This window comes from Steroidobacter flavus (assembly GCF_042651805.1).
GTDB lineage: Bacteria > Pseudomonadota > Gammaproteobacteria > Steroidobacterales > Steroidobacteraceae > Steroidobacter > Steroidobacter flavus.
In genome coordinates this window covers 230,062-253,082 of record NZ_JBHSDU010000002.1, presented here as the reverse complement: position 1 = coordinate 253,082, position 23,021 = coordinate 230,062, and the positions used below count along the sequence as shown (strand labels likewise).

Below are 23,021 nucleotides of genomic sequence, written 5' to 3'. Positions count from 1 at the left end.
ATGCGAAGCAAGATCCTCTGGATTGCCATCGGTTCGGCGCTGCTCGGCGGGTGTGCCGTCGGCCCTGATTTCAAAGCGCCGGAGCCCGCGTTGCCGGAGCACTGGCGCGACGCGGCCGTCACGAGCGACGCGATCGAGCAAACGTGGTGGAAACAATTCCACGACGCAACCCTCGACGATCTCGTCGAACGTGCACTCAAGAACAACGCCAACGTGCAGCTCGCGATGTTACGAGTCGCTCAGAGTCGCGTATTGCGTAACGCCGATTCGGGCGCGTTCTGGCCGAACGTGAATGCCAAAGCCGCCTATCTACGCGAACGACAGAGCGAACTCGGCACCGCCACGCGAATGATTGACTTGATCGCCCCTGCCGGCGAGCGCGATCAGATCGTCGATGTGCTCAGCGAACCGTTCAGCGTGTTTCAGGCCGGCTTCGATGTCGGCTGGGAGCTGGATTTGTGGGGCCGCCTTCGCCGTACCGTGGAGGCGTCGGACGCCAATGTGCGCGCGAGCGAACAGGATCTGCGCGACGCTCAACTCTCTCTCATTGGCGAAGTCGTGCGCGGCTATCTGGAATTGCGCGGCGCCCAGGATCAATTGCGGATTGCGACTGCGGATGCAGCTGCGAGCCAGGATCTGGTGGAGCTGACCGAGTATCGAGTCAAAGGCGGTCTGGTCGATCAACTCGATCTCGCCACTCAGCGCGCCCGCCTCGCCGATGCGAGATCGACGCTGCCGCAATTGAAACAACAGGAAACCCAGCTGCTGAGCGCACTGGCCGTGCTGCTCAATGAGCCGCCCGGCTCGCTCGACACGCAACTCGCCGCCGCGCCGCCGACGTTCACATTGCCACCCGCCGTTGCGGGCGGCGTGCCTTCGGAAGTCGCACGACGCCGTCCTGATATTCAACGAGCTGAAGCGCAGTTGCATGCGGCCACGGCGGAGATCGGCATTGCCGTCGCCGATCTCTATCCGCGCTTCACACTGACAGGCAGCTTCGTGCAGGAATCACTGCGCGCCTCGGACATCGGCGATTGGGGCGCGAGACAGTGGTCCGTCGGCCCGAGCATCAGCCTGCCCATCTTCGACGGCGGCCGCCGCCGCGCAGTCGTCGAAGTTCGCAAGCTCGATCAACAGCAGGCCGCCGTGTCGTATCAACAAACGGTGTTACGCGCGTGGCACGAAATCGAAACTGCGTTGAGCGGCTACAGCGCCGAGCAGGAACACAATCGCGAACTCTCGAGCGCGCTCGCCGCGAGTCGCGATGCCTATGACATCGCTCGCGTCCGCTACAACCACGGCATGATCAACTATCTCGGCGAACTCGAAGCACGACGCACGTTATTGCAAACGGAACGCGCCTACAGCCAGAGCAACATTCAGCTGGGGACGCAGCTGGTCGCGGTCTATAAGGCGCTCGGGGGCGGGTGGCCGCAGTGAGGAAGAATTAACGGAGGGGAAACCCCTCCCTGGCCACTTCCAGAGTATACGGGACCGGGGGACTTGCTGTAAGCCCCGGGCCTTGTCCCAGCATCGCCCACCCTGGTAACCCGGAGGTGGCGATGAGCAAACATTCTGTAACGATCGTCGGCGCAGGCCCGACGGGAATGATGCTGGCGGGCGAGCTGGCGTTGGCCGGCGTCGATGTTGCAATAGTTGAGCGGCGTGTAAGCCCTGAAATCGTGGGCTCACGCGCCGGCGGCCTGCATTCGCGGACGATCGAAGTGCTCGATCAACGGGGCATTGCCGACCGTTTCATCTCGCAGGGAACGTTGCATAAAGTTCTGCACTTCCATGTTCCCCTGGACATCAGCGACTTTCCCACCCGCCACAACTACGTGCTCGGCCTGTGGCAGAGCCATATCGAGCGGAACCTCACCGGCTGGATCGAAGAGCTGGGAGTGACTGTCTATCGCGGCCGTGAAGTCGCTGGCTTCTCACAGGACGACTCTGGCGTCGACGTCGTTCTTGTCAACGGCACCACGATGCGAACGGAGTATCTCGTGGGCTGCGACGGCGGCCGCAGCGTCGTTCGTAAAGGAGCGGGCATCGAGTTTCCCGGCTGGGATCCGACGACGAGTTGGTTGATCGCCGAAGCCCAGACGGCCGAGGAACCCGAATTAGGTTTCCGTCATGACGCCGCAGGCAGCCACGGCATCGGCAAGCTGGAGGACGGTCAGGCGCGACTCGTGTTAACCGAAAGGCAGGTGGGCCCCGCGAGCGAACCGACACTGCGCGATGTGAGCGAGGCGCTGATCGCCATCTACGGAACAGACTATGGAATCCACAGTCCCACCTGGATCTCACGATTCACCGACATGACTCGCCAGGCCGCGACCTATCGCGACCGCCGCGTCCTGCTGGCCGGCGACGCCGCGCACGTGCATCCACCGGTGGGCGGACAAGGTCTCAACATCGGGGTGCAGGATGCGGTCAATCTGGGATGGAAGCTCGCTCAGGTCATCAAACAAACATCACCTGAGGGCCTGCTCGATACCTACCATGCCGAGCGCCATCCGGTCGCGGCCCGTGTGCTCCGGAATACGATGGCGCAAACCTCACTTCGTCGCCAGGACGAGCGCACCAAAGCAGTCGGCTATTTCGTTTCCGAATTCCTCGCCATGGACGAGCCGCGTAAACGAATAGTCGCCGAGATATCTGGGCTGGACGTTTGCTACGACTTCGGCGCCGCCGATAACAAACATCCCCTTCTCGGCCGCCGCATGCCCGACCTCGACTTGATCACCGCGAACGGCACGGTTCGAGTGTTCTCCCTGCTCCACGAGGCGCGACCGGTGCTCGTCAACTTTGGTGAGCCGGGCTGCTTCGATATCGCACCCTGGACCGATCGGGTTCAGATGATCGACGCCAAATGCTCCGACCCATGGGAGCTTCCGGCACTCGGCGTCGTCGACGCACCTGGTGCCGTGTTGATCCGGCCCGATGGCCATGTAGCCTGGGTTGGGGATCAGATCGGGAGGGGGCTTACTCAGGCTCTAATCCGTTGGTTTGGACCGCCGACCGTGATATCCGGCCACTGCCGGACAGAAATATGTTCGCCATAGCGAACACTTTCTATCGAAGAGTTTGTGACAACCCGTTTTATATAGATAATCATCCCTGGGAGCTGCAATCACAAAGATGAGGAGCGCACCTTGTCGACGGAAATGGACCGATATTCGCTGTGGAAACGCACCCTGGCCGATCGACGCGACGGTTTCAATCAACCCCGCGAAATTCTGCGACAGGCCTTCCTGTCGTTCCGAGAGCGCACCGCACAACTCGTCGGCGAGATTGGCGCGCTCCTCCCGCAGCTGACCGTTCACGACATCACTCATCTCGATGCGCTGTGGCGGGTGGCCGATGAAATCGCCGGACCAGACTACGAGCTGAATCCCGCCGAAGCCTTTGTATTGGGTGGCGCCTTCCTCCTGCACGACGCAGCGCATGTCCTGATGGCGTATGACGAGGGCCTGGCGGGCATCAAGAAAACCATCGATTGGCGGGATCTCATTGCCCAACGTTTCAAAGGGGTCGAGCCCGCGGCGGGATCGCCCGAAGAACGACTGGCGTTGTTTCAGGTGCTACGGCATCTGCACTCGAAACAAGCTCGCAACCTGCCGAAACTCAGCTGGAAAGTGCCGAGCACCGGCGAACGATTGCACCTGCTCGAGCATCATGACTTGCGCGCTTACTACGGCGATCTGATAGGTGAGATCGCCGAGAGCCATCACTGGCCTGCCCACCGCGTGGCCGAGACATTCGAGCATCGACCTGTGAATGCCCCGCCCTTTCTCGCACCGGCGAACTGGCGCGTCGACGCACTCAAAGTCGCATTCCTCCTTCGGACCGCCGATGCCGCTCACATCGATAGCCAACGTGCGCCGTGGTTCCTGTTCGCTTTGCGCCAGCCCGAAGGGATTTCCCAGTCCCATTGGCTCTTCCAGGCCAAACTCGGCCAGCCGACGCGGACCGAGCGCGGTGAACTGCGCTTATCGTCAGGCAGCTCTTTCGCCACGAACGAACAGCAAGCTTGGTGGCTCGCCTATGAAACGGCATCCATGATCGATCGCGAGTTGCGAGCCGCAGAATCATACATGCGCGATGCAGCCCGCCCGACTTTCGCCGCCCGCGCGGTGGAGCACATCGCCACTCCGGAAGCATTCGCGACCAACGTTCGAACCTCCGGCTGGGAGCCGGTCAACGTCGCACCGAAGATCGGCAATGTCGCCAAGGTCATCGCCAATCTGGGAGGAGCGGCACTCTATGGCGACCACCCCGACGTAGCGCTGCGCGAGCTCATACAGAATGCCGCGGATGCAGTGCGAGCGTTGCGCGCCTTGGGCGGCATCGATCAACACGAAGGAAAGATCGAAGTCGCTCTATCGCGTGACGCGGATAGCACCTGGTTGCATGTAACGGACACCGGCATAGGCATGAGCCGCTTTGTGCTGACCGAAGTGTTGCTGGATTTTGGTAACTCGCTTTGGAGTAGCGACAGCTTGCTCTCCGAAATTCCCGGATTGGCGTCGCAGGAGTTCAATGCCGTCGGCCGCTTCGGAATCGGCTTCTATTCCGTTTTCATGCTCGGCAAGCGAGTCAAGGTCACTACCCGTCGATACCGCAGGGCCGCAGACGATGCCAGCGATCAGTGGTTGTTGGAATTCGATAATGGACTGGGAGATCGTCCGACGCTGCGGCGGCCAGCATCGTCCGAAGAATTGCTTCGATCAGGCACGAAAGTTTCCGTCATGATCGATGATCGCACCCTGGAGAATGTCCTCTTTGCGTCCGGGCACGATCCTTTTTCCGACCATCCTGATTTGTTCTATCTCGACGAATCTGACGAGGACATCACTGAGTTCGCCCGTTTCACGCGAGTCGTTGCCAGCCTTTGCCCAACACTGGATATCACTGTTGGAGCGCGAATCGATAGCACGGAAGTCACTGTAGTGAAACCCAATGATTGGCAGACGCTCGAATCCGACGAACTCCTATTGCGGCTATATCCCAGTACTGCCGCCGGAGTGCCATTGAACTGCCCACTCATCGATCTACGGGAAGATTCGGGACTGCTGGTCGGTCGCGTGGGATACGTCAAAGGCTATTTCGCCCACGGCATCACGACACACCGCGGCATCAGCAGCGGATCACTGTCCGGCTTTGTCGGCGTCACTTTGGCCCATAACAACAGCGACCTGGCGCGTAACACATCCGTACCTGTTGCGTCTGCCAGTGCTTGGAAACGCTGCGCAAAGCAGTGGATCGACTCTACCGGGCACCCGGATCTGGAAGTTCTGGCACGCATCCACCCCCTGATTCGCGATCACGATTTGCCGCTTTATCGGCTCGATGGCGCGACGCTGACCAAAGGGCAACTCACGGAACGACTGGCGTCATACACGGAATTGCTGGTGTGCGGCGAACTGGATCATGATGAATCCAGCGACGATATCTCGGCCGACAAGTTCGCCGAGCACCTCGAGCTACGCGACGGCATCGTGTTCATTCCAATCGACACCGACGAGCTGACGGAATCATTGGGCCTTGCAGAAATCAACTATGTCAGACGAGTCGAGAGCGCTTTGAAAACCGCGTGGCGGGGCTTCGATCGCTGGAAGGACGAGGAAGCTGTCATCGGGGAAGTGAATGGAATAGAGATCGTGAGAGAGGTAATGCGATACACACGACGAGCCTCCTGACCTCGACAACTCAAGGACGAGCCGCATGAAGCCCTTACCCCGCTTGACCCGCGCGATCTCCACTTTGCTCGGCTGGCTACTGATAGTAGCGACGAGCCTCGCGGCAGCGGACACCAAGCCCATCGACCGCACCACCATCCTCCCCCTCCTCGAACGCGCCGCCGACTGGCAGCTCGCCCACCTCGAGCCCGTCAACACATTGAAGGTCATGCGCGAGGAAACACGAAATCCTCGCAGCTGGCAGCAAGGTGCGTTTTATATCGGACTGACGGCGCTGGCCGAGCGAAGCAAAGCGGAGCGATTCAAGGAAGCCATCCTGAGTCACGGGCGCAGTCAGAAGTGGCGACTCGGCGAGAGGACGTATCACGCTGACGATCAGGCGATCGGTCAAAGTTATCTTTGGGCATCGGCCCACGGCGCCGGGCCGGAGGCCATTGGGCCGACGCGAAGAAGGCTCGACGCGATCATGGCGGCGCCGCCGACGAATGATCTCGACGCGCGTGGGGAGGCGCAGTGTTGGGATCGGTGGTGCTGGTGTGATGCGTTGTTCATGGCGCCGCCGCTATGGGTCGAGCTGACAAGGATTACCAAAGATCCGCGGTACGCGGAGTTCGCCCACAAGGAGTGGAAGGCGACGCAGGACTATCTCTACGACCGCGAGGAACATCTGTTCTATCGTGACAGCCGGTTCTTCGAGAAGCGCGACTCGAAAGGTCGCAAGCTGTTCTGGAGTCGCGGCAACGGTTGGGTATTTGCGGGCGTCGCGCGAGTGCTCACAGTCTTGCCAAAGAACGATCCGACGCGTCCTGTTTACGAAGCGCTGTTCAAGGAAATGGCGGCGAAGATACAAACGTTGCAGAAGCCGGACGGCTATTGGCCCACATCGCTGCTCGCCCCGGAAAACGCGCCGCCCGAGTCGAGCGGCACGGGCTTTTTCGTTTACGGCCTGGCGTGGGGCATCAACGCCGGCCTGCTCGATCGCGCCACGTATGAGCCCTCGGTGCTACGCGGTTGGCAGGCGTTAGAAAAAGCAGTGGACGCGGACGGGCGGCTTGGATGGGTACAACAAGTGAGCGATCGGCCGGAGCAAGTCGCGCAGTCGGACACGCAGTTCTACGGCGTCGGCGCATTGTTGCTGGCAGGCTCGGCGGTTCTCGACTTATATCGATAGCAGCTCAAGCATCGAGCAGATGTCGCACGCGTATCGCCAACTGCGTGCGATTGAACGGTTTGGTCAGCAACTCGGCGTTGCGCTCGAGCTTGCCCTGTTGAAACATCGCGTCCTGCGCGTAGCCGGTGGTAAACAACACCGGTAGCTCGGGACGCAGCCGGCGCGCTTCCTGAGCGAGCTCGCGGCCATTCATGTCGGGCAGGCCCACATCGGTGAACAGCAAACGAATCTCCGGATGATCGGCAATCATCCGCAATGCTGTCGGGCCATCGGACGAGTGCAGCACCGAGAAGCCCAGCTCCTCCAAACATTCGATGCTGTAAGCTCGCACATCGTCCTCGTCTTCGACGACGAGCACGGTCTCGTTGCTGTGACCCCGCGGCACCTCATCGCCATCCCGTTCGGACCGGGGCACCGCCAACGCATCGACGCGAGGCAGATACACTTTCACCGTCGTGCCTTGCCCGGGCTCGCTTTGCAGCTTCACCGTGCCGCCGGATTGCTGCACGAAGCCGAACACCTGACTCAAGCCCAGTCCGGTGCCCTGCCCGATGGGCTTGGTGGTGAAGAAGGGATCGAAAGCACGCGCGGTCACTTCAGCGGACATGCCGACACCTGTATCGGCCACACTGATCACCGCATGTGGGCCGGGCGCCAGATCGCCGAGACGCAGCGCCTCATCCTCGTTGACATCCACCAGCTCGGTCGCAATGGTCAGCGTGCCTTTGCCGGACATCGCGTCGCGCGCATTCACCGCCAGATTCAACAGCGCGCTTTCCATCTGATTCGGATCGACGCTCACCTGACCGACGCCGGCGCTGAGTCGCGATTGCACGGCGATCGCTTCGGGCAAGGTGCGACGAATCAGCTCGAGCAGCGTCGTGACCAGCTCATTCACACCGGTGGGCTTCGGATTCAGCGGCTGCCGGCGAGCGAATGCGAGCAGCTGATGAGTCAAGGCCGCGGCACGCTCCGCCCCCCGCGTCGCATGCTCGATCGCGCGTCGCAATCTTTCGTCATCCGGCGACGCACGCCGTTGCACGACATCCAGATTTCCCAGGATCACCGTGAGCAGATTGTTGAAGTCATGCGCGACGCCGCCGGTGAGCTGGCCGATCGCTTCCATCTTCTGCGCCTGATTGAGCTGCTCCTGAATCAACCGTCGCTCGGTCATATCGCGCGTGATCTTCGCGTAGCCCACGACTTGGTGATCGGGCCCGTAGATCGGGTCGATCAGCACGCTGGCCCAGAAGCGCGAGCCATCTTTGCGCATGCGCCAGCCCTCGCCTTCGAACTTGCCCTTGGTCGCGACCAGGCTGAGCGAGCGCTCCGGCAGCCCGATGGCGCGATCCTCGACGGTATAGAACTGCGAGAAATGACGGCCGATGATCTCCTGTTCGGTGTAGCCCTTGATGCGCTCGGCGCCGGGATTCCACGAAGAGACAAAACCGTTGGTGTCGAGCATGTAAATCGCACAATCCGTGACGCCCGCGACCAGCTGAGCGAACTGTCGCTCGCTGCGAGTCATCTCTTCAGTGCGCGACTGCACCTCGCGTGAGAGCGACTCATTGAGTTCCTGCAGCTCACGGGAAACACGTGCCCGCTCGATCGATTCCCAGCACCGGCTCGCGACCAGCTGCAACAGCTCGACCTCTTCCTGTCGCCAACGTCGCGGCTGGTTGTGATGAATGGACATGATGGCGCACAGATGCCCCGCTTTGATCAGCGGCACACCGATCCCGGAGCGGATCTGCGCCTGACGATAGTTATCGAGAACGCTCTGCGTGCGCGGATCGGTCTCGGAGTCCTCCATCACAAACGTCTGTCCCGAGCGGATCAGGTGTACAAACCCGGCGCCGAATTCGCTCAAGCGATGCCGGCCAGTGAAGTGCGGCACGCCGTCGCTGTAGTCGCAGGTGATTTCGAAGGAGTCCTGATCGCGCGCCATGCTCGCATAGGCGCAGCGGCTGACCTTCAGATATTCACTGACGAGGCGGGACGCTGTCAGCGTGATCTCAGCCGCATCCACCAGGGGGTGGATGGCTTGATTCAACGCCAGCAGGAATTCGTAGGGTGCGGTCTGGGGCGGCACTTCTCGCATTGCCGTCCCATATGCCATTTACATGCCAACCATGCAAGTACACACGGCATAGAAACGGGCCGGAGCCGGCTCAGCGCCGGCTCCGGCCCCCATGAGGAGGTCGGTAAGTCCCTGTCAGCCTCAGAACTTCACGGTGGCGCTCAAGTGCAGGAAGCGGCCCAACATGTCGTAGTAGCCGTCGACCGTATTGTAGTAATTGGTCGAAATGTTGAGGCTGACCAGCGGCGGCTCCTTGTCGAGGATGTTGTTCACACCCGTGACGATGCTGATGTTGTCAGCGACCGAGAACGTGCCCGAGAGGTCGAAGAAATTCTGCGCGTTGATGCCCGAGTCGATCCCCGACGTGACCGCCGGATTGTCGACCGCGCCGTAATAACGCCAGTTGAGAGTCGCGGACCAGAAGCTGTCCGACGCATAGGTCGCGCCGAACGTGTGGCGCCACTTCGGCGTCGGGAAGTCGCAGCTGCTGCTGTACAAGCCTTCGCAGGAGAAGCGCGAGCCCGGCACTCCTTTCACATTCTCTTGGAATTTTTTCAAGAAGCGACTGCCGTTGAGCGAGAACCTCACATCGCCCGCGCCGACCGGCATGGCGTAATCCAGGGAGAGATCCACGCCGCGATAGTGCCAGGCGCCGAGATTGGCGTTGGTGGCCGCGATATAGCCGCCCGAGCCGCTCAACAGATCCAGCCACAAGTTACCGTCGGCCGCACGATGAATTAGGCTGCACAGCGAGGCCTCGCCCGTCAAAGCGCACTGATTGAGCGCCGTTGACGCGCCAACAGTACCGATGACGTCGTCGATCTTGATGTCCCAGTAGTCGATCGCGATGTTCATGCGATCCAGCGGCGAGATCACCATGCCGAGGGTGATGGTATCGGCCTGCTCCGGCTCCAGATCGGGATTGCCGCCGGTCAGCTGATTGAACTGACCGACCGGATTGGCCGTGACCTGTCCATAGCGACTCGCATCCACGCCCGTGCGTGCGCATTGCTCAGCCGAATAGACGGGATTGGCACCGGCACAAGGATCGGAGCCGTTCCACAGGCCATTCGACTGCGGACGGAACAACTCGACCACGTTGGGCGCACGCACCGCGCGGTTGAAACCGCCGCGCAGTTTCAGTTCCTGAATCGGCCGATAGTTCAGACCGGCCTTCCAGGTATTCTGGGTGCCCGACAAGTTGTAGTCGGAGTAGCGATAGCCGAGCTCCGCCGACAGGTTCTGCACCCAGGGCAGGTTCTCGATCAACGGCACTGCGGCCTCGACGAAGAACTCGGTCACGTCGTACGAGCCCGTGGTGTCCTGCTGCCGCGTGCGACCGAGAATGTCGCCCTGCTTCTGCGAGTCGTCGAAGAACGTACCGAATGTTTCTTTGCGATATTCCGTGCCGAGCACCAATGCGATGGGATTGGCCGCCGACGGAATCGTCAACGGCAGGTCGCCCGCCACATACGCGTTGGTGACATACGTGCTTGCATCGCCGTCGATGTAGTGATCGCTGGTGAGATAGTTGAGCGCTTCCTGCGTGATGCCACCCGGCGTGAAGACCATGTACGGCACGCACTGACCGCCGGACACGCAAACGATGTTGCCGGCGCCGTTGCGCGTGAGATTGACCGCGTTCAGCACCCGGCTGCGAACAAACACATTCGTGCCCTGCTCCGAGCTGCTGGTGTTGCCGTAGAGGAACGACACGTCGTAACGCCAGTTCGACGTGATATCGCCCTTCACCCCCGTGACGGCGCGGAATGAGTTGTACACCTTGTCCCAATAGCGCGCGTCGCCTTCGACGTTGCGCTTGTACAGGTTGACGGTGAACGAACCGGTGGGCGCCAGATTCAAGCCACTCGGGCCGCAGATCTGCGCCGCCTGCGCGGGACTCAGGATCGGGCTGTCGCAGCGAATGGTCGCCGGCATGCCGAACGTCGCGGTCTCGTCGTAGTAGTTACGATTCTCGGCGCGCATGAAGTTCGCTTCGAAATACGCCTTGGCGTGCTCGTTGATCTCATAGTTGACGAACGTACCGGCGCGCAGCCGCTTGGCCGGATGGCGCATCGACAGATTGTTACCCCAGTTCGCGAGGTTGTCCTCGTACGGTGCCAGGGTGCCGTCGTCCGCCAGGGTCACTTCCGCATCCAGGCCGGGGAAATAGTAGTTGGGTCGACCGGCTTCGAAAGAGCCGCTGCAAGTCGCGTCGGCGCCGAGCGCGCAAGAGGTGTAGTCACGTGCGCTCATGCGCAACAGCGAGCTCTTGTCGATGCCGATATACGCGCTGATGTGCCCGCGGCCTTCGTTGAATTTGCCGCCCGCCGCGATGTCCAGCTTGTACTGCTCGCCATCGAAGGAATTGCCTTTGGCGTACCACTCTTCGCCGCGGGCATCCATCGCACGCGACACCATCTTGTTGTCGTTGTCGTGCTGGAACGCGGACGCGCCGGTCGAAATCTTCAGACCTTCGAACTCGGTGTCCATCACGAAGTTGACGACGCCGGCGACGGCGTCCGCGCCGTACACCGACGAGGCACCGCCAGTGAGAATCTCGACATTCTTGATCAGGCCCGGCGGCACCAGGCTCGGATCGGGCGCGGAATTGCCGTAACCGCCCGCTTGCAAGCGACGGCCGTTCACCAGCACCAACGTACGCTGCGAGCCGAGGGCGCGCAGATCGACGAACGTTCGTCCCGAGGTGTCTTGCTCCGTCCGCAGCTGCGGCATATGCATCAGAATTTCTTCGGTACGAATGTAACCGCGCTGCGCGATCTCGACTTCGCCGAGCATCGCCACCGGGCTGACGGCTTCGATGTCTTTGCGAACCAGTCGCGAGCCGGTGACCACGACCTCCGTCAGATTGTCGGGAGTAATGGGAGCAGACGAGGCGGATTGAGCGTCGCTCGGCGCCACTGTCTCAGAGGATGTTTGCTGAAAGGCCGCATTCATCATGCCCGCCTGCGCGAGCCGAATCGGCTGCGCGGGAAACACGGTCGAATCGCTCACTCGACTGGTAGCTCGGGCCGGAGCGGTGATCAACAATGCATCGCCCTGCTCTTTGATAACGAGGCGCGTGCCTTCGATCAGCTTCTCGAACGCGGCGCGCGGCTGCATCACGCCGCTCACGCCAGAAGTGTGCAGACCCTGCAGCTCCCTGCTCGGATAGACGACATCGACATTGCATTGCTTGCCCAGCGACTCCAACGCGTCCTGCAGATTGCCTGCGGAAACATTGATCGCGCGCGGTGCACTGGACGTGACTTGATCGGCGATCGCCGCCGATACATTGAAATGTGTGAGCGCCGCGGTGATAGCGACGGCGATCAACGTGTTTCTACGATACGTTTTCAGCATGCCTCGACCCCATGACTCGGTTCTTATCGACCGGATACAAAATCAGTCGATCCGGACTCGGGTTTCCGGCAAGTCAATTTGCACGCAGCACGATTCGTTCGTCTTCCATGACGACCTGAATCGGAAAGCCTTCCGAGAGCAAACGAACGAAGGCTTCCGGCTGCGTCGCGCGGAAGATGCCACCGATCTGCAAGGCCGCGACCCGATCGTCCTCGATGACGATAGGTCGCGTGTTGTAACGATTGAATTCTGTCACCGCGGTCGATAGCGGCGTGTCTCGGAACGTGAGCACGCCATTGCGCCAGCTGAGCGAGCGTTCGATGTCCGCCAATGCTTCTTTTTGGACCAGCATGTCGTCGTGCCGCGCGCGAAGGACCGATCCAGCGCTCAACGGCCCTGGCGGCTTGATGTGCTTGCTTGGCGTTTCCATGCGCACCGTGCCTTCGGAAACGATCAGTCGCATTTCGTCGCCTTCACGACGCACCGAGAACGCCGTACCGACAGCGATGATTCGCTTGTCGCCGGCGACGACGACGAAAGGACGGTTGGGATCTTTGGCGACTTCGAAGAACGCCTCGCCATGTTTCAGCTCGACGCGTCGCTCGTGTTCGCTCAGCGCAATCGACACCTGACTATTGGTATTGAGCAGGATGCGAGAGCCGTCGACCATCGGCACGCTTTGCAGCCCGCCCACCACCGTGGCATGCGTACCGCGCGGAACGTTCGTTGCCTTGAATACGATGAGACTGACGCCGACGGCGAGCACGAGCGCGGCCGCAAGCGATCGCCAACGCAGTTGTCGGTCGCTGAGTTGCGGCCGCTTCGGCACCGGCTGAGGATTGGCGTTACCGACCAACGCCTGCAATCGCCCCGTTTCCTGCCACGCCGCGTTCAATCGGTAATAGGCGACGCGATGGCTCGGCGATGCCGCCAGCCACTCATTGAGAGCAGTCGCATCCGCCTCGCTCCACTCTCCGGAGTCACGGCGTGCAATCCAGGCGGCGGCGGCGCGTTCGCTTTGTTCTCTACTCTCCATGTCGGGACTCGACAGCAATCAGCGGCTCATCGGTGACTCGCTTCGTGGATGAGTGCCCGCCGCTGCCATACAAGGCGTTCGCAAGCAACGCGATGCCGCGGACCAGATGGCGCTCCACCGTGGCCTCGGCAATTCCCAACCGCTCGGCGATCTGTTTCTGGGACAGGCCCTCGACCCGCTTCATCCACACCACTTCCCGGCAACGCGGCGGCAGGCGGTCGAACAACTTCGACAGCCGCTGCACCTGTTCCCGGCCGGTGGCGCGACGCTCCGGCGAGACCTCGTCTATTAGGACGTTTAACGAATCCACATCCTCCAACAGATCGATGGCGACGATGCGCTCGCGACGCACGCGGTCGATGAGCAGGTGACGCGCCACGCCGAACAGAAACGCGCGAGGCGAATGCGGCAGCTGACGCTCAGCGCCTTCCAGGACGCGCACATAAATGTCGTGACGGATGTCTTGCACGTCGTTCTGATTGAACCAGTTGCGCGACAGAAAGCGCACGAGCGCAGCCTCGTGAATCAGAATCTCGCGACGAAACCAGTCCTCGATCGACGCTTGCACAGCTCACGTCCCGTTTAGTTTGTGCAGACGGCGAGCATTGTCCGCCAGGATCATGCGCGCATAGCGCACGGCATCATCCTTGGTCAGCACGCCATCGTCCACCAGCACCGCCAGCGCCTTGGCCACGTGCTTCTTCGCCCACTTCGCGCCCAGGTAGAAGAACTCGGGCACGTGATAGGCGTCGCTGCCGTACATGACTTTCGAGAGCGGCGCGGTCTCGAAGGTTTCCAACAGGCGCTGATACAAGCCGCGATTCACGAACGGCGCCATGACCGACATGTCGTACCAGACGTTCGGGAAGATGTGCGACATGTACGCGGCTTCGGTGTGATGCGGGAAGCCGGCGTGCAACAGCACGATCTGCACCGGCTTCTGCGGAAAGTCGACCGGATAACGAACGACGTTTTCCAGCTTGTACGGATAGTGGGTGCTGATCTTGTCTTGCCCTTCGCCATTGCCGGCGTGGATGTGCAAAGGAATATCGAGCTCATACGCGACCGCGCAGGTCTCCCACACGATGAAGTCCTGCAGCGTCTTCCAGAACGCCGGACGCCATTCGCGATTCCAGACGCGCGTCTTGTCGGCGGCCGGCAGCTTGCGCCACTGCTCCCACGCTTGTTCGGCCTGAGCGGCGGTGACTGGCTCAACATCAGCACCGGTTTGCTTCACGATGCCGGACTTGAACGCAACCGCGCCCTGTTCTTTCGCCCGACGCCTCAATTGCTCCCGATTCCCGGACACGAGGTCCGCGAATGGAATGTCTTTGTCGATGATGCCGTACGCGCCGGCGGTCGCGACGTCGTACACCTTCATGCGCAGACTGCGTTTGAAATCGGCCTGCTTGGGCTCCGGCATCGTCCACGCACCCAACGAGCCTTGCACCAGCGCGCCTTCCAGCTTCGCGGAGCCGAACAGGTCGTTCACGTACCGCCAGAAATCGCCCTTCGTGTATTCGTTGCGAGCCGCGATCACATCCTTCAGCGTCGGCTTGCAGCGGAAGAACGTCGCCATCTCTTTGGTGAGCGCTTCGACAAACGTGGTACTGCGCATTTGAAAAACCACTTCGTCGAAGCGTTTCTGGATGCCGTACTTGTGATCCAGACGTGCTCGCTCTTCCGGTCCAGCGGCACGCCACTGCTCGTAGACGGTTTGAGTCTGGCCGGGCTCGGCCGGGAAGTACGCGTCCAGCATCCACGCGCTCAGCGCGAGCGTTTCGAGAAAGATCTCTTCGGTGACCGGCGCCAGTGCCGGGAAACCATGAGAGTGCACATCGAGCACGGGCATCGACTCGATGGCCTCGGCAAGCTCGTGCGCCGTATTACCTGCCGCGCTTTCGGACGCGTCAGCGGACTTGCTGGCGACGACGCCCGCCGCACCCGCCAGTCCCAACAGCGACATGATGTGTCTGCGATTGAACAACGCGCGATCCCCGATTCTTTTTTGTGCCGCGTCGGGACAATACGTCGCCAGCATCGCGGCGCCAAGCGCTGTTACAAAGGAACAAGTCGCTTGCAGGAAGTGCGCGGGCGGTTCGTCTCAATCAGATTGAGCGTCACGCAAAGCGGGGGCGTGACGGCGGCGGTTTTCAGTATTTATACCGAAAAGCCAGCTGGAGCAGACGCTCGGTCGCGCTGGCAGGCAAGCCGACTTCCGCACGCTGGCGGAGCGAGCCGCTGAGTTGAATGGCTTCGGCGGCGAGCTGACAGTGATCGTTCAGATCGAACAGGTACGCGGCGGTCCACGCGTCCGCGTCCTGATGGCTGTCGAAGTACTGCGCGTTACGCACAGTTTCAGTCTCCATGCGGTCGTAACGTGCAGTAATTCGGTGCGGCCCGTACTGCTGACTCAACAATACGAACCACGAATAGAAGTCGACGATGATCAAGCCACGACCGTCGTCGCTCGGACCGATCGCAGTATCGCCTTGCATGTACTGAGAGATCGCAGTGATCGCGTGCGGCAACTCGAACCGGGCACCGAACGCGTCGAATCGGGTCAGCCAGGTCGGTTCGCGAGCGTCCTGCTTCGACGTGTCGCCCCGGTTGTCGTAGTGCAGAGCCCTTAGCACATGCCGGCCGGAAATCTTTGCTTCCAGGCCCGCGTAATAGCCAATCCGGTGATCGACTTCGTCGAAGAATTCGATGTTGGGAACAGTCGGGTCCATGATGATGGGTCGCGGCAGCTCGCCGAACAACGCGGTCTGCCGGTCGTGAATGCCCCAGCCGCGCTGGAACATCAGAATGCCGGCCGGATCGTTCCAGGCATACGCGGCGCCGACGACGCTCACATCGAAATTGCGTCCGGCGGTCGCGCCGAGCGCGGTCAACGACGTCTCCAGCCCGATGGTCCGCAGCTCTTCGCCGAGCCACGTGTTGATGGCCGATGAGCTGATGCTGTACAGGCTGTCCCAACCGACGGTGCGATTCTCCAGAGAGATCGGTGCGTAGAACGCGCCCACTCGGGTCTTCCAGCGCAGCGAGCTCGATGGATAGGGCCGCCACTCCAGATACGCTTCGGTGAGATCGATGGGATTTTGATCGCCGTCGCCGGTGGCTCTCGCGGTGACGTTATAGCGAACGGTGTCGATGAGCTCGCCAGCGGCGTCGATCAGCACCGCGCCGAGCCTGATCCCGTCGTCGTCACGACCGAAGCGCAACTGACCGGTGCCGCCTTCGGTAAACGAATCCAGCGGCGAATCGACCGCGACCGCGCGTACGTCGATCTGCGCGGTGATTTCATGCGACCCCGCCGAGTCCTGAGCAAACGCGGACTGACTCAGTGTCCACGTGGAGATTGCTAGCGCCAGGCAAGAGAGGCGCATCAGTAGTCTCGCACTCGCTTGTCTTTGATCGGCTCCGGCTCGGGCCGCAACGTGCGTTTCAATTTGAACGACACGCGAGCCGCTGCGTCACCGATTGCGACGTTCTGAGTCTGCAGCCATTCATGCGGCGGCAGTAGCGGTGTCCAGACCTGGAGTTCGTACTCGCCGGCGGGGATGTCTTGCGCCTCCCAGACGCCGTCGCGACCGGTCGTGCCGAACCAGGGCGCATCCGTCACATAGAGGTAGCCCACCATGTTGTCATGGATGTTACAACCGACCGTCACGATGCCCGCCTTGTCGAACAGCACGGGCTCACGCGGCTTGCCGTGATACAGGGCGAGCTCGAAGCGCTTGGGCGGCGAGAAGGAATACACCTGATGCGCCACCGAATCGTTGTTGGAGAACAGCACGCGGGTGCCGGTCTGGAGGGCGAGCACATAGGGCGAGAATTGTCGGTCGACTTGGTCCATCTCGACCATTGTGGGCGACCGCGCCGGTGCGCCGACCGGGACCTTCGGTGTTGCCACGACAACCACATTCCGGGCGGGCCGACCCTGGATATCGCTAACACTGACGGTCAGCTCATTAGCCGACGCTGCCGGAGCGGCGAGGGCCAGCCCCAGCAGCACGATCACGAATCGATGCGGCGGCAGATTCACGCCGCGGATTCTGCCTCCGGCGTTACGCCGGAAGCATGCCCTACCGCACAGAATGGCAGGAATATCCCAGGTTAAGGCTCCGCCCAAGCCTCGTTCCAGTCGATGCCCTTGCTGCGTGCGCGCGGATGGTTACCGATCTCATCATCGAACAACACGACCAGCGTGGGTGTGTTCGACGGCGCTGACCAAGCCGCAACACCGGTGTCAGCGTCTCACCACCGGTGACTCTGTCGACACCTTGCGCGGGAGGTGACGAATCGGCACCATGCAGCAGACGGACACGCAGCTGCCAGCCACGCTCCGCAAATACTTCCATGGAGGTTCGTTGCCCCCGACCGGGCGAGGTGATCCGTGCGTACCGTTTCAAGTATCAGCGCTGCCGCTTCGATGAACGACGAAGAACTCCGGGTGCGTGCGCCGACCACGCAATTACTGTCGCGTCGGGCTTTGCCTCCGTTCGAGACGTTGCGAGCCTTCGATGCCATTGCCCGTTTAGGAGGCGTGCGTAAGGCGGCTCAGTACTTATGTCGGGATCACGCGGTCGTCAGCCGCCATTTGCGTGCCATCGAAGACTGGACCGGCACCAAATTGATTCAACGAACCGCCGCCGGCAGCGTGCTGACCGAAGACGGCATCCGTTATCACCGCGACATCGCCAGCGCGCTCGACATCATCGCCCGAGCCACCGTCGACTTGATCAAGCGCGGCGACCACCGTTGCCTGCATATTCGTTGCATGCCCGGCTTCGCCCTGCACTGGCTGTCGGGCCACCTGGGCGATTTCGAGAAGGCCAACCCCGGGCTCGATGTGGAATTGCAGCCGGCCAATCGCAGCCCCGAATTTCTTTCCGCCGATACCGATATCGAGATCCGGTTCGTCGGCTCCTACCGCGCGCCTCTGCAAGTGCCGCCGCATTTGAAGAGCGTGGAGGTCGCGCGTGCCCCGATCATCCCCGTCGCGAGCCGGGCTTATCTTTCCAGCGCCCCGCCGGTGCGCCACCCGCGCGATTTATTGAAACATCAACTTTTGCACGAGCAGGATACGGATGGGTGGCTGCGATGGCTCGCAGCCCATGGCGTGACTGAAGAAGGCGAGTTGCCGGGCCCGCGCCTGTGGCAGGGACATTTGACACTCGAAGGCGCCCGCTTCGGCCGGGGCATCGCGCTGACCAATTCGCTGATCGCCGCCGACGACATCGCCGCCGGTCGGCTGGTGGACATCACCCATCAGCGCCCGGCGTTCGTCACGCAGCTGGGCATCTATCACTTCATCGCGCGGGCCGATCGTTGGCAGTCACGCGTGATCGAGAAGTTCCGTCACTGGCTCAGCGCGACCATCGCCAAGGAGCACCCGGAACTGGCGCCTCCGAGCAGCTAGAGGCGATCCTGTCGAATGTGACTGTCCGCCAGCGCGTTCACATCGCCAAGCTTGTTGCCGGCAACTTTCGTGTTGCTCACGAAGACTGCCGCTTGCTGATTCGCGTACAAGCCATATCGCGCATTGCCTTCCACCGTCGAGCCGGAGATGTGTGCGGCGGAGTTATCGTAGGCCGTGATCGCGCTCGAATCGTTGCCGCGAACCAGGGCATTGCGCAGGCGCAGATATGCGTTTTCGTGCAACCACACGCCGACGTGCCCGTCGAGCACTCGCAGGTTCGATACATCGAGCTGCGTGTCGCCGCGGCCCGTCAGGCCCATCTTCTGAAACTTGCTGACGGTGACATCGTCGATGCGGGCCTTGCTGTCGATGACAAAGATCCCGTGACCGTCGTAGATCTTGTCCTCCTCGATCTGATAATTGAAGCTAGTGATCTCGAGATGAGCGATGCTCACATCGGCGTTGCGCACGACGATGGCGGACATGGGTAACTTATCGTTGCCCGCGAGAATGACGCCTTGCTCGCCGATCAGCGAGATGTCCTTGTCATCGATGATGACGAACGAGCGCACGACCAGATCGCGGAACGGGACGTCCTGATAGGCGCGAGGCGTGTACCGCCCCGCACGGATTTGAATCGTGTCGCCGTTGCTGGCGCGAGCGACCGCGTTCGGGATGGCCTGATCGCCCTTGAAATCGCAGTCGCTCGCTGTCGTTGCCGCCGGGCAAACCTTCCAGACGCGCGCCTCGCGCTGTCGCGCGGCGCCGAAGCCGGCTGCGCTGGAGTCGCCTGCGCTGGCTACTGAGACCGACGCAGCCGAGACAGACACAGCTGAGACAAACGCAGCCACCAGCGCCAACATCAAACTGTATACGTGAGGCGCGTTAGCGCCCTCACGGTGACGCCGATGCGCGTCTGCGCGAGACGAGGATTCGCAGCAAGAGCAAGGGCTGTTCGTTGTGCTCATTGCTCGGCCCATGACTTCTCCCAATCGATGTTATTCGGCGCGCGGTTGGCTTCCCAGAAGAACTTGCCTCGGGGTTTGCTGTAGTTGCCAATCTCGTTCATGGTGTTCGCATCGTAGAGACGGCCGTTGACCATGGTGTAACGCACGCTGTTGCTGTTCTGGATATCCTCGAGCGGGTTCTTGTCGAGCACAATGATATCGGCCAGCTTGCCCGCCTCCAGTGAGCCCAGTTGTTTCTCCAGCCCGTGAGTCCGGGCGCCATTCAGAGTGGCCGAGCGCAACACGCTCATGTTGCTCATCCCACCCTGCGACAGCAGCCACATTTCCCAATGCAGAGCCAAGCCGATGACATGGCCGTGCGAGCCCGCGTTCACGATCACACCGGCATCGTCGAGTTTCTTCACCGAGCGCGATACGGAGCGGAAGCCCACATCCCACAGCTCATCGGCCACGTTGATCGACGTCATGCCTCGCACGTGCGGAGGGGCGTAGTGCGGCGTGCTCACCGGGCTGTAGCCGCTGGTGACCACCTGGATGAAAGTGCGCACCTTCGGGTCTTCCCACATACGCTGGTTCTGATAAATGAAATTCTCGCCCAGCAGCTCGCCGTTGAGCACGATCAAGGTCGGCGTATGCGGTGTCTGACCGTGCTTGTACAGCTGCACTACATCGTCGTAATAGTTCGCGACCGGCAGGTTGTGCTGCTGATCGGTGTTGCCATCGATGACGGCGGTGAGGTCGAGATAGAAATTACTCTCACCCTCCACGTCCACCATGACGCCCGCCTCGCGCCCCGCTTTGATCAACATCTGACGCTGGCTGCGCATCGGCTGGCGATAGCTCTTGACGATAGTGCCGCCGAGCGCCTTCTTGCGCGCCATGAAATCCTGCGCGTCCTGATAGCTGAAGATCGGCACATAACCGCTGTCGACCTTGGCGATGCGCCCGAACGCGATCAAGCCCGACTCGATGGAACGCGGCCCGACCATATCGCCGGTCAACGTCATCTCGGTCTGCGTGTAAGCAGGCAGCTCGAGACTGTAGGGGTCATAGTTGGTGGTCACGCCAAACGCGAGATCGGCGTAGCGAGCGGACTGCCGCTGCGGCATCAAGCCCGACGACGTGTAGTAACAGTTGTTGATGTGACCGTGCATGTCGAACAGGCCCGGCATGACCGTCTTGCCGGCCGCATCGATCACCTTCGCGCCTGACGGCACGGTCACCTGATCCGCCGCACCGACCGCGACGATACGATTGCCGCGAACAATGACCGTACCGCGCTCGATGACTTGATCGCCCGCCATCGTGATGACGCGACCGTTGGTGAAGGCCACTTCGCCGGTGGGCTCATCGACCGGCGCTTCGAGACCCGCAGCCACTCGCTGCAGTTTCGGCTTCGCGCCTGCGGCGGTGGTTGCGTCGATAGCTGCCGTCACAAATTGATCGCCAACCGCCCAATGCAAGCGCTTGGAGTCAGCAGACCAGAGCAGCGCATATCCGCCGATATCACTGAGCCGCGCGACGGGATTGGCACTGTCGCTCGCAGTCGTCAGCGTCACGGGCACGCCAGTCTCGCGATGACGAGTCACGTAGTACTGCTGACGATGACGGAACGCAATCCACTTCAAGTCCGGACTGACGCGCGGCTCAGAGGTATCCGCGTCCAGAGTCTTGGCGTGAACGCGCTGATCGAAGCCGTCCAGATTCACACTCTCCAGCGCAGCGATGACTGCGTGATTGATGTAGCTCTTCGTGGAGTAATAAATGCGCTGCCCATCGGGCGAGAACATCGGCGCATCGCCCGGCGGCCCGATGTAGTGGGCTTCACCGCCGGCGGCATTGATCCAATACAAGCCGACGCGAGCTTCACGACCGCCGAGACAACGATCGCCCTCATCGATCTTGAACACGATGCGGCTGCCGTCCGGCGAGAATGATGGCGTACGCAATACGCCCGCGGTGCTGTAGATAGTCTTCGGCGCGCCGCCTTGCGAGCCCACGACCATGAGCCGGCTGCCGCTCTCATCGTTCCAATCGACGTACGCGACCTTGCGGCCGTCGTGCGAGAATGCCGGCTCAAACTCGAACGTGCTGGCACGAGTGAGGCGGGTCGGTTTCGCATCATCCTGTTTGCGCCACAAACGACCGAGCGCGTTGAACACGACGACGCGATCGTCGGGCGAATACGCGAGCTGACGAATCGCTTTGACCGTGATCGATTTCGGCGCGAGGTCGTGCGAGAACCGCGGCGGCACCGTGATCTTGTGACGCGAACGGACGCTGAAAGGGATCTCCTGCGCCGCGCCCGTATCCATGTCGACCTTCCAGAGCTTGCCTTTGCCCCAGATGGCCACGTGCCGGTTATCCGGGAACCAGCCGTACTGCGGGTAGTAGCCGTCGATCCAGCTGTAGTCGGCCTGCTCGTCGCGATCCAGCCCTTCGAACACCGGCAGCTCTTTGCCCGTGGCGATGTCATAAACGAACAGCACCGTCTTCTCTCGCACCCGTCGAACGAAAGCAATGCGCTGGTCGTTCGGGGAAAGCTGTGGAGCGATGGCGCTACCGAAGCCTCGGATCAGTTGCTGAGCCTCACCGCTCGCGAGGTCCCGGCGCATGACGGCGAGATTGCTGTGATTCGCGTCCACATACGTCCGCGACTTGCTCGGTGAAGTCCGCTTCTCGGTGTAGTAAACATAGCGACCGTCGCGCGAGAACTGCGGCTCGTTGACCGGCTCGTCATTGACCGGCGCAGGGACGAGCACCCGCCCGCCGCCGCCACGCAAGTCATAGATGCGCAGCTCGGCCGCGTGATGTTTGTCTTCGGTCGCGAACTGCAAGGCTCCCGCGATCAGCGTGCCGTCGCCATTCCAGGCGGGCGTGCTCAGCAAGCGAACCGTTTCATTCGTCACCTGTCGGGGATTGGAACCGTCGGCATTCGAGATCCAGAAGTTGTCGCTGCCGCCGCCATCGCTGATGTACAGCAGTTGACGGCCATCCGGACTGAAACGCGGGTTGCGCTGCATGGCCGCCCCACCGAGCAGCAGCTTGGCTTCGCCGCCCGCCACCGGCATCGAATAAATATCTCCCAGCAGATCGAACGCGAGCGTCCGACCGTCGGGACTGACAGCAACGCTCATCCAGGTGCCTTCCTTGACCTGGAATTCGACGTCATAGGAGGGCTGACCGGTGTTCTCGACATTCCAATCGGACTGTGCGAACGCGGGCACCGCGAGCAGCGACAACAGCAGCTTGAAACAAGTATTCATGGTTTTCATG

At 61.5% G+C, this 23,021-nt stretch carries 14 protein-coding genes; 5 read left to right on the top strand and 9 right to left on the bottom strand.

Annotation, left to right across the window (positions count from 1 at the left end):
* The 4 genes from ACFPN2_RS05210 (at position 1) to ACFPN2_RS05190 (ending at position 6,873) form a co-directional block, all read left to right on the top strand.
* Positions 1-1,440, top strand: coding sequence for an efflux transporter outer membrane subunit (locus tag ACFPN2_RS05210; RefSeq protein WP_380595565.1), 1,440 nt, complete (start codon positions 1-3; stop codon positions 1,438-1,440).
* A gap of 122 nt (positions 1,441-1,562) precedes the next feature.
* Positions 1,563-3,065 carry an FAD-dependent monooxygenase gene (locus tag ACFPN2_RS05205; RefSeq protein ID WP_380595564.1) on the top strand — a complete coding sequence of 501 codons (1,503 nt, stop codon included), beginning with the start codon at positions 1,563-1,565 and terminating at the stop codon, positions 3,063-3,065.
* A 102-nt stretch (positions 3,066-3,167) separates the two neighbouring features.
* Positions 3,168-5,702, top strand: coding sequence for an HD domain-containing protein (locus ACFPN2_RS05195; protein ID WP_465270380.1), 2,535 nt, complete (start codon positions 3,168-3,170; stop codon positions 5,700-5,702).
* 25 nt (positions 5,703-5,727) lie between these two features.
* A complete protein-coding gene (locus tag ACFPN2_RS05190) occupies positions 5,728-6,873 on the top strand; it encodes a glycoside hydrolase family 88/105 protein (protein WP_380595561.1) in 1,146 nt (381 codons plus the stop codon).
* A 4-nt stretch (positions 6,874-6,877) separates the two neighbouring features.
* Here ACFPN2_RS05190 and ACFPN2_RS05185 read toward each other — a convergent pair whose 3' ends face one another.
* The 7 genes from ACFPN2_RS05185 to ACFPN2_RS05155 form a co-directional block, all read right to left on the bottom strand.
* On the bottom strand, positions 6,878-8,974 hold the full coding sequence (locus ACFPN2_RS05185) for an ATP-binding protein (RefSeq protein ID WP_380595560.1): 2,097 nt from the start codon (positions 8,972-8,974) through the stop codon (positions 6,878-6,880).
* A gap of 120 nt (positions 8,975-9,094) precedes the next feature.
* Complete coding sequence (locus tag ACFPN2_RS05180; protein WP_380595559.1) at positions 9,095-12,316, bottom strand: TonB-dependent receptor domain-containing protein; 3,222 nt, start codon at positions 12,314-12,316, stop codon at positions 9,095-9,097.
* Positions 12,317-12,389: 73 nt separating this feature from the next.
* Positions 12,390-13,352: a FecR family protein gene (locus tag ACFPN2_RS05175; RefSeq protein ID WP_380595558.1), complete on the bottom strand. Its 963-nt coding sequence runs from the start codon at positions 13,350-13,352 to the stop codon at positions 12,390-12,392.
* Positions 13,342-13,920 (bottom strand): RNA polymerase sigma factor, encoded by a 579-nt coding sequence (locus tag ACFPN2_RS05170; protein ID WP_380595557.1) that lies wholly within the window; start codon positions 13,918-13,920, stop codon positions 13,342-13,344. The genes ACFPN2_RS05175 and ACFPN2_RS05170 overlap by 11 nt, the downstream gene beginning before the upstream one ends.
* 3 nt (positions 13,921-13,923) lie before the next feature.
* Complete coding sequence (locus ACFPN2_RS05165) at positions 13,924-15,339, bottom strand: amidohydrolase family protein (RefSeq protein ID WP_380595556.1); 1,416 nt, start codon at positions 15,337-15,339, stop codon at positions 13,924-13,926.
* Between the two features lie 166 nt (positions 15,340-15,505).
* Complete coding sequence (locus tag ACFPN2_RS05160; protein ID WP_380595555.1) at positions 15,506-16,741, bottom strand: hypothetical protein; 1,236 nt, start codon at positions 16,739-16,741, stop codon at positions 15,506-15,508.
* On the bottom strand, positions 16,741-17,400 hold the full coding sequence (locus ACFPN2_RS05155; protein WP_380595554.1) for a methylamine utilization protein: 660 nt from the start codon (positions 17,398-17,400) through the stop codon (positions 16,741-16,743). The genes ACFPN2_RS05160 and ACFPN2_RS05155 overlap by 1 nt, the downstream gene beginning before the upstream one ends.
* A gap of 351 nt (positions 17,401-17,751) precedes the next feature.
* Between ACFPN2_RS05155 and ACFPN2_RS05150 the strand changes: the two genes are divergently transcribed.
* Complete coding sequence (locus ACFPN2_RS05150; protein ID WP_380595553.1) at positions 17,752-18,777, top strand: LysR substrate-binding domain-containing protein; 1,026 nt, start codon at positions 17,752-17,754, stop codon at positions 18,775-18,777.
* On the opposite strand, the gene ACFPN2_RS05145 is transcribed toward ACFPN2_RS05150, so the two are convergent.
* Together ACFPN2_RS05145 and ACFPN2_RS05140 are read right to left on the bottom strand one after the other, a co-directional pair.
* Positions 18,774-19,607: a right-handed parallel beta-helix repeat-containing protein gene (locus tag ACFPN2_RS05145; RefSeq protein WP_380595552.1), complete on the bottom strand. Its 834-nt coding sequence runs from the start codon at positions 19,605-19,607 to the stop codon at positions 18,774-18,776. The genes ACFPN2_RS05150 and ACFPN2_RS05145 overlap by 4 nt on opposite strands.
* A gap of 134 nt (positions 19,608-19,741) precedes the next feature.
* A complete protein-coding gene (locus ACFPN2_RS05140; protein WP_380595551.1) occupies positions 19,742-23,020 on the bottom strand; it encodes an amidohydrolase family protein in 3,279 nt (1,092 codons plus the stop codon).
* Between the last annotated feature and the right edge of the window lies 1 nt (position 23,021).